Source organism: Halalkalibacterium halodurans (genome assembly GCF_004376175.1).
Lineage (GTDB): Bacteria > Bacillota > Bacilli > Bacillales > Bacillaceae_D > Halalkalibacterium > Halalkalibacterium halodurans.
On sequence record NZ_SNUY01000103.1, the window covers coordinates 1 to 8,509 of the forward strand.

6 protein-coding genes and 1 riboswitch are annotated in these 8,509 nt (G+C 43.9%); of the genes, 3 read left to right on the forward strand and 3 right to left on the reverse strand.

Going from position 1 to position 8,509, the window contains the following annotated elements:
• Window positions 1-186: 186 nt before the first annotated feature.
• The gene (gene gnd, locus E2L07_RS19590) at window positions 187-1,083 is read right to left on the reverse strand and encodes a phosphogluconate dehydrogenase (NAD(+)-dependent, decarboxylating) (protein ID WP_010898823.1); all 897 of its coding nucleotides are present in this window, start codon (window positions 1,081-1,083) and stop codon (window positions 187-189) included.
• Between the two features lie 180 nt (window positions 1,084-1,263).
• On the opposite strand from gnd, the gene E2L07_RS19595 reads away from it, so the two are divergent.
• Complete coding sequence (locus E2L07_RS19595) at window positions 1,264-2,118, forward strand: MurR/RpiR family transcriptional regulator (protein ID WP_053430846.1); 855 nt, start codon at window positions 1,264-1,266, stop codon at window positions 2,116-2,118.
• Between the two features lie 17 nt (window positions 2,119-2,135).
• Window positions 2,136-3,638, forward strand: coding sequence for a gluconokinase (locus E2L07_RS19600; RefSeq protein ID WP_134230431.1), 1,503 nt, complete (start codon window positions 2,136-2,138; stop codon window positions 3,636-3,638).
• A gap of 85 nt (window positions 3,639-3,723) precedes the next feature.
• Here E2L07_RS19600 and aceA read toward each other — a convergent pair whose 3' ends face one another.
• Window positions 3,724-5,007 carry an isocitrate lyase gene (gene aceA / locus E2L07_RS19605; protein WP_134230432.1) on the reverse strand — a complete coding sequence of 428 codons (1,284 nt, stop codon included), beginning with the start codon at window positions 5,005-5,007 and terminating at the stop codon, window positions 3,724-3,726.
• Window positions 5,008-5,210: 203 nt separating this feature from the next.
• Window positions 5,211-5,317: riboswitch (TPP riboswitch) on the forward strand.
• Window positions 5,318-5,416: 99 nt separating this feature from the next.
• On the opposite strand from aceA, the gene E2L07_RS19610 reads away from it, so the two are divergent.
• Window positions 5,417-6,700, forward strand: coding sequence for an acetylornithine deacetylase (locus tag E2L07_RS19610; protein ID WP_134230433.1), 1,284 nt, complete (start codon window positions 5,417-5,419; stop codon window positions 6,698-6,700).
• Between the two features lie 345 nt (window positions 6,701-7,045).
• Here the strand turns inward: E2L07_RS19610 and E2L07_RS19615 are convergent.
• On the reverse strand, window positions 7,046-8,509 hold a 1,464-nt coding region (locus tag E2L07_RS19615; protein ID WP_134228578.1), incomplete at its 5' end, for a transposase.

The following is an 8,509-nucleotide window of genomic DNA, read 5'->3' on the forward strand; positions in this document are numbered from 1 at the left end:
TGTTCCCTTCGCCCTTGATTGACCTCTGAATAAACCATTGGTGTGTTTGTCAAGAGCGATAGCGTGGCATTTCCACCTAATAAATGGTAGGTAGTATGAACCGTGCTAGTTTTTCATAGAACTTTTGACACTACCATCTATCACATGTTTTTATGTTTCTAGTTGCCAATTGGGCAACCTATATGATCAACTTTTTACAACTGCGTGCCCACCAAATTCATTTCTTAAAGCGGCAACCACTTTCCCTGAAAACGTATCATCACGTAAGGAACGATAGCGCATCATTAAAGACAAAGCGATTACAGGCGCTTCGATTTGTAAATCTAGCGCGGTTTCCACCGTCCATTTTCCCTCACCGGACGAATGCATCACACCGCGAATCTTTTCTAAGTTCGCATCCTTTGAAAAGGCTGATTCGGTTAGTTCCATCAGCCATGATCGGATGACCGAACCGTTGTTCCACACTTTTGCTACCGCTTCGTAATCATAGTCAAACGGACTGTTTTCTAACAGGTCAAACCCTTCTGCAATCGCTTGCATCATACCGTACTCTATTCCGTTATGAATCATCTTTAAAAAATGTCCACTACCGACAGGGCCTGTATATAAATATCCATCTTCTACTGCGATTTCTTTTAATAGGGGGGCTAAAGATTCAACAACCTCTTTCGTTCCTCCCACCATTAAACAAGCACCTTCACGTGCCCCGTCAATGCCACCGCTTGTTCCTGCATCCACAAAATGAAGCCCCTTCGCCTCATATTGCTTTGCACGGCGTAACGTATCCTTATAATTCGCATTCCCGCCATCAATCACAACATCCCCTTCGTCCAAAAGAGAGCTTAGCTGTGAAACGACATTTTCTGTTATATCCCCGGCTGGAACCATGACCCAAATCTTGCGTGGTGCTGATAGTTTGCTTACGAGCTCTTCTAGCGAATCAGCTTCTTTTGCACCAGCTAAGCCAATTTCTTTTACCGCTTCACGATTCACATCATAAGCGACAAGCTGATGTTCGTGATCAAGGATATTGAGGCCCAAATTGTACCCCATTCGTCCTAAACCGATTAATCCAATCTCCATGCAGACACTCCTCACTCCACAAAGTATGAAAAATTATTTCCTTGTCTCCACATTATATGATAAAAAATTTCTTTTTCAATAGTTTTTTGTGAAAAAATATTTTTTTATTCGCTTTTTTCTTTTATACTATAAGTAGACGGCAGTTGATCTAATCAATGGAAAGAGAGTGTGGTGACGCCTATGTCAAACGAGCAACAGCATTGCCTTCCAAGAATTCGAGCTTCCTATAGTAGCTTTAGTGAAAAAGAAAAGCAAGTGGCAGATTATATATTAGCCAACCCTAACAAGATGATCCATTCCACAATCAATCAAGTGGCTGAGGATTTAGGCGTTGCAGAAGCAACCGTATTTCGCTTTTGTAAGCGCTTAGGTTTCCAAGGTTATCAGGCGATGAAAATTGCGTTAGCCTCTGAAATCGTCACGCCCATCCAAGACATCCATGAAACCATACAAGAAGATGACGATGAAAAAACGGTGGCCGATAAAGTGTTTAAATCGAACATTCGAACGCTTGAAGATACGATGCAAGTGCTGGATGTGGAGTCTTTCAAGCGTGCCGTCGACTACCTTCTCCATGCAAGACGAATTGAATTTTACGGTAATGGTGGATCAGGGGTGATTGCGTTAGATGCCCACCATAAATTTTTGCGGACAGGCATCCCTTCAGCCGCCTATCATGATTCACACTTTCAAGTCATGTCCGCCTCACAATTAACGAAGCAAGATGTGGCTGTTTTCATTTCTCATTCAGGGACGAATCGCGACTTGCTCCAAGCGTTAGAAGTAGCGAAAAGTCATCAGGTGAAAACGATTGGGATCACCACGTATGGAAAAACACCCTTAAGCAAAGAAGTGGATATCGCCCTTTATACTGTTTCCCAGGAGACTGAATACCGTTCTGAAGCATTGGCATCTCGCCTGGCACAATTAAGCATCATTGATGCCCTCTATGTCAATGTAAGCATCAGGCGAAAGGATGAAATGAAAAACTCTTTGCATAACATGCGAAAAGCGATTTCACTGAAAAGAATGTAGAAAAAAGGGGTACAACTATGAATGATCGATATGTAATCGGATTAGATATTGGTACAACAAGTACAAAAGCTGTACTGTTTCACTATGATGGTGCTGTGATCGGAGAACTGGAGGTCGAATACCCTATTCTCCGACCTCAGGCAGACTGGGCTGAACAAGATCCAGACGAAATTGTCAACGCTAGTAAACAGGCAATCCGCTTACTCATGGAACGGACATCTGTCTCCCCTAGTGCCGTAACTGCTGTCGGTATTTCGTCGGCAATGCATTCCATCATTTGTTTAAATGAAGACAAACAACCGCTCTCCAACGCCATCATCTGGGCGGATACAAGGAGCAGCGAGCAAGCAGCACAATTAAGATTGTCACTCAGTTCTCAATTCATGAAACGAACGGGAACCCCCTTTCATCCGATGACACCTTTTTGCAAATTAACATGGATGAAACAGAAGAAATACCCGCCTTTTATAGAGGCTTCCTCCTTCGCCTCCATTAAAGAATATTTGTGCCTTTTATGGTTTGACGAGCATGTAGTCGATTATGCAACAGCCTCTTCCTATGGGATGTTCGACATCGACGCATGCGCGTGGGACGTGGAGGCTTTACAGCTTTTACAGCTTTCCTCTGAACAGTTCGGTAAGCCTGTTCCACCAACGTACACCCTTTATGGTATGAGTGCTGCACTTGCAGATGAACTTGGCCTTCTTCCTTCCACTCCTTTTGTTGTGGGAGCCACTGACGGTCCACTTGCTAACTTAGGAGTTGGCGCTACTGGGGAAGGGGATACCGTGATTACGATTGGAACGAGCGGCGCCATTCGTCAACTGTCCTACCGTCCAATGGTCGACGAGCATCAACGCACGTTCTGTTATCGTGTCGATGACCATCTTTTTGTTTCAGGCGGGGCGACAAACAATGGCGGTATCGTATTACATTGGCTACAGAAGCTATTTGCGATAAATGGGCTTGAGAAAAATGCTAGTTTCACACCGAGCTATGATTCGCTGCTTCGGCTTGCCGAACAATCACCAGCTGGGGCGAATGGCGTTCTGTTTCTACCATACTTAAATGGAGAACGTGCCCCTATTTGGGACGGAGCGGCCCGGGCAAGTTTTGTCGGATTAGGAATGTCACATCATCAACCAGACATGATTCGCGCTGCATTAGAGGGGACGATCTTTAGTCTCTATCATGTCGGGCAAACGCTGAAAGAAATGAGCGGTAGACCGACCCGCTTGTTTGCCAATGGTGGTTTTTCACGTTCAAAGCTTTGGCTTCAAATAGCGGCCGACATGTTTAATCAAGAACTACTGTTGCCAAAAAGCCACCAAAGCGCAGCATGGGGAGCGGCGTGGTATAGCTTATATGCTTTAGGAGAAGTTCCTTCCCTAGCAGCCATTAAAAATAGTGTCCCGATGACCAATTCCATTCTTCCTGTAACTGAACATTCTCTCGTCTATGAAAAAAATTTCACGTTTTACGAAAAATTAGCCACCTCTCTTCCGATGCTTCGGAAATAACGAGCTTTTTTGTTTTATATCAAACTATCAATAATAATCTTGTATTATAACAGCCACTACAAAAAAATGTAGTGGCTGATTTCCCTTATTTTTGAAATTGCGCTTCCTCGGTCGAACCAGTAAGTGCAGTCGTTGATGATGTTCCCCCTGTGATTGTTTGTGCCACTTGATCAAAATAACCGGTTCCCACTTCACGTTGATGTCTCGTTGCAGTATAACCTTTTACTTCACTGGCAAATTCGGCTTGCTGAAGTTCAGAATAAGCGCCCATCCCCCGTTGTTTATAGCCATATGCAAGCTCAAACATGCTATGGTTCAGTGCATGAAAGCCTGCAAGCGTGACAAATTGGAACTTATACCCCATCTTACCGAGCTCTTGTTGAAATGTTTCGATTGTCGACCGATCTAGATTTGCCTCCCAGTTAAATGAAGGCGAACAATTGTAGGCAAGTAGTTTTCCAGGGAATTTCTCATGAATCGCGTCGGCAAATTGCTTCGCTTCCTCTAACGAAGGCTTTGATGTTTCACACCAAATGAGGTCCGCATATGGAGCGTACGCTAAGCCTCTAGCAATCGCTTGCTCAATACCTGCATTCGTCCGATAAAACCCTTCCGGCGTTCGTTCTCCCGTAATAAAACGTTGGTCTGCTGGATCAATATTACTCGTAATTAAATCAGCTGCATCTGCATCGGTCCGGGCGACCAAAATCGTCGGCACTCCCATAACATCTGCTGCTAGTCTTGCTGATACTAAATTGCGGATTGCCGTCTGCGTCGGGATGAGAACTTTTCCGCCTAAATGACCACACTTCTTTTCGGAAGCGAGTTGATCCTCAAAGTGAACCCCAGAAGCTCCTGCTTCAATCATCGCTTTCATGAGCTCAAAGACGTTTAATTGACCACCAAAGCCAGCTTCCGCATCAGCTACGATTGGCGCGAAATAATCCACTTCTCCTTCCCCTTCAAGGTGTTGAATTTGATCAGCTCGCTGAAGTGCTTGATTGATCCGCTTTACGACACTTGGAACGCTATTGGCAGGATATAAGCTTTGGTCTGGATACATATGTCCTGCTAGATTGGCGTCTGCTGCTACTTGCCATCCACTTAAATAAATCGCTTTCAAACCCGCCTTTACTTGTTGGATCGCCTGTCCCCCAGTCATCGCACCGAGGGCATTCACGTAATCCTCTTCGTGGAGTAGCTTCCATAGTTTTTCCGCCCCAGTCTTTGCAAGGGTATACTCGATTTTAAGCGAGCCTCGTAGTTTGACTACCTCCTCTCCGCTATATGGACGCTCCACTCCTTGCCACCGCACGTCATTGCTCCAAGACATCTCTAATTTTTCCGCTGTTTCTTGCCATCCACTCATCATACTCTCCCCTTTTTTCATTTTTCGTCAGGATTACCTGACAACAACTGTAATAATACAGTATTTGATTTATGACTTTATAATATAACAGATCGATTGCGATGACAACCACTTTTTTCTAACATTTTTGAACTTTCTTTCGACACAATGAAAAATGATTGTCAAATCTGCTCGAATTATGCTAACCTAAATGTAACTTCATAGGAATCCACTAGGGGTGCAAACCGCTGAGAGAGATGTTTTTTAGCATCTTAACCCTCATTCACCTGATCTAGGTAATACTAGCGAAGGGAAGTGGCCATCGTCATTACTGTTCATTTATGGAACTGATTGAAATTGAACGATGATTACAAGCCACTTCTTTTTTAGACAGTGGCTTTTTATTTTGTCCGTTCAATGAATCTAGGAGGTGTTTAAGCTGTCGGTTATCGAAGAGTTACTAGCTCATGTCGACAAAAACAAGGAGGAGCTACTTGCCCTCGTTCAAACGCTTGTCGCCTATCCAACCCCAAGCCCTCCAGCAAGAAATACGGCTGACGCCCAACAGTATATCCGTACGTATTGTGAGAAGCTTGACTGTAATGTAGACATGTGGGACGTTTATCCAAACGATCCTAACGTTGTAGCAATCTTAAAAGGTACATATAGCGAATCATATCGAAGCCTGATTTTAAACGGTCATATCGACGTGGCCGCCGTCGATGAATCGGAAGAGTGGAAAACACCGCCGTTTGAAGCAACCGTTAACCAAGGAGTGATTCGTGGTCGTGGAGTGGCAGATATGAAAGGTGGTCTTGCCGCTTGTTTATTTGCGATGAAAACGCTACATGCGTTCAATATTCAGCTTCCAGGAGACCTGATCTTTCAATCTGTCGTCGGTGAAGAGGTTGGCGAGGCGGGGACAAAAAGTTGTTGTGAAAGAGGGTACACAGCTGATCTTGCCATCGTCAGCGATACGAGCCATTGCGAAATTCAAGGCCAAGGTGGTGTGATCACAGGCTGGATTACGGTTAAAAGTCCTGTTACCTTTCACGACGGAACAAGACGGAATTTGATCCATGCTGGTGGAGGAGAATTTGGCGCGAGCGCCATTGAAAAAATGATGAAGCTCATTCAAGGCCTACAAGAGCTTGAGCGTCATTGGGCCGTTACCAAATCGAGCCCAGGTTTTCCGCCAGGGATGAACACCATTAACCCTGCCTTTATCGAAGGCGGCCGTCACCCTGCGTTTATCGCCGATGAATGCAAACTATGGATTACTATCCACTACTACCCGCATGAATCCTATGAAGAGATCGTCCGTGAAGTCGAAGAGCATCTTTTGCACGTAGCCAAAGCAGATCCTTGGATGAGGGAGCACCCGCCATCCTTCTCATGGGGCGGTACTTCCATGATAGAAGACAAAGGAGAGATTTTCCCTGCCTTTCAAATTGATGAACAAAGTGACGCTGTGCAACTACTAAAAAAAATTCATTACCATTTAACAGGTGAAGAGGTAAAAACGAGCATGTCACAGACCGTAACCGACGGAGGATGGTTGGCTGAAGCGGGCATTCCGACCTTGCTCTTTGGGCCTGGGAAACTTGAAGATGCCCATAGTGTCAATGAAGAGCTAGAAATTGCTGAACTAGTTCAATATACGAAAACATTGCTGACGTTCATCTATGAATGGTGCCATCTTAGAAAAGCGTAGGGACTGGACCTAAAGATCGGAGAGAGGAAGTACGAGAATGCCCTCTCGGGAAGGTACCCGCTTTTGGCGCTTGGTGCGAGTCTCTGGTGATCCTTTCTTTACTTATGAGAAAAACTAGCTTACGCCAAGTCTTAATGACTGAAGCGCTCGTATTGCTTAATCTTTAATCACTTTCATACTTATAGTGAAAAATAGAGTCTCGGAATAAATAACAATTTTCCGGGTGAAATGAACCAAAATTACTGGAAATTGGATTGGAATGGCCTGCACACTCATTATTTTCATTGTATTTTCAAAAATGTGCATGACAAAGAAACCTATTGCCATTATTTTTTTAAAAATTGACTAGGCGGCTTTAGGAAAGATGATTTCTTCAATATTTAACTGCTCTTTCTGACTGCTGTACCAAGCATCGATGTGCTGACACATCATTATGGCGTATAGGCGAATGTACCACATTTTTGTTGACCGGTGGCGTCCAGATTCCAAGTGATAATCTATTTTTTCTCTTTTATTAGAACGTTCAACAGAGGTTCTTCGTTTGTATATAAGTTTCCACTTTTCAGAGGACCTTGGTGTTTTGGTAAATAATCGTAGATTATCCTCTCTGAATGTATGGAATGTCCGACCATATTTTGCTTTTGAACACGGTGATGAGCATGTATTTTTGGTACCGCAAGCAAGTGGACAACGCCATTTTTGCCGATTTTGAGATTTGTCAAACCCGTTGGGCTTCATCTCCTTCCCAATCGGACAGATTGGAACACCTGTTGGAGATATTTGAATATCACTTTCTGTACTAAAGTTCTTCTTTGTTCGAACATTTAAATCGATGAAGGGTTCCACATTTTGATGTTCAAGTAGCTCATAAATGGCCTCAGCATCGTGCGCTGCATCAAGAAGAATTTTATCAATCGTGCCCAAGGTGTACCGTTGCGAAAATTCAATTGAACTAACCACTAGGCTGACTGAATCATGCCGGGAAGCAGGATGCAGCCGTGGATATAGCGGTAAGTCGTATTGGCTATCGCTAGTGGATATCATGTAGAGATGATATCCGTTGAAGTACTTTTCCTTAGAACTATCCCAGCCTGAGTCGATGTCGGGTTGTGAATACTGGCGTGGGTGAGTACAGTTCGTTAGTCCTTGGGCACTACAATTACAGGTTGATTTACTTCTCGGGTACCTAGCTGTTTCAATTGGTGTCCCATCTCCAACTACACCTAGAGCTTCGGGATCCCCAAGAAGACCAAGTTTCGTAGAAACCGCTAAAAATTGGGATTGAAAAAACTCAAATAATCGGTCTCCTGGCAGTTGTTTTTGTTTGGAACCATAACGCATTGCCCGATCAACGAGTTTACGAACAATTCCGGGATTCTTAGGTTCAGCTTTTTCACCCTTTTTAGGCTTCTTTTTCTTTTTTGACTTTTTCTTTTTAGGTTTGACCTTCGGCATAACATTCGGGCTTTCGAAGGCCCATAAACGTTTGAAAAAGTCTTCAAATGTTCCAACACCTGGTGTGTCACCGGGTTCAAAACCGCTAAGAATTGCATACAACGGAACGCGACGAAGTTGATCAACCCAATGAGTAATACCTTTTGTAGGTTGAACAAATAATGAAAGCAGATAAGAACGCATCATAGAAGCAGGGTCACGAGGCTTTGGTCCCTTTTTGGAATAGGAATCACCAAGCCATGTAGTTACCGAAGAGAGATCAGTTATCCAAAGCTTTTTAATTACTGGCCAATCCTTATTAACAAGGGTAAGAATGCCGCCAGAATAATGGGCATTTAACTGATTTAGAACGAA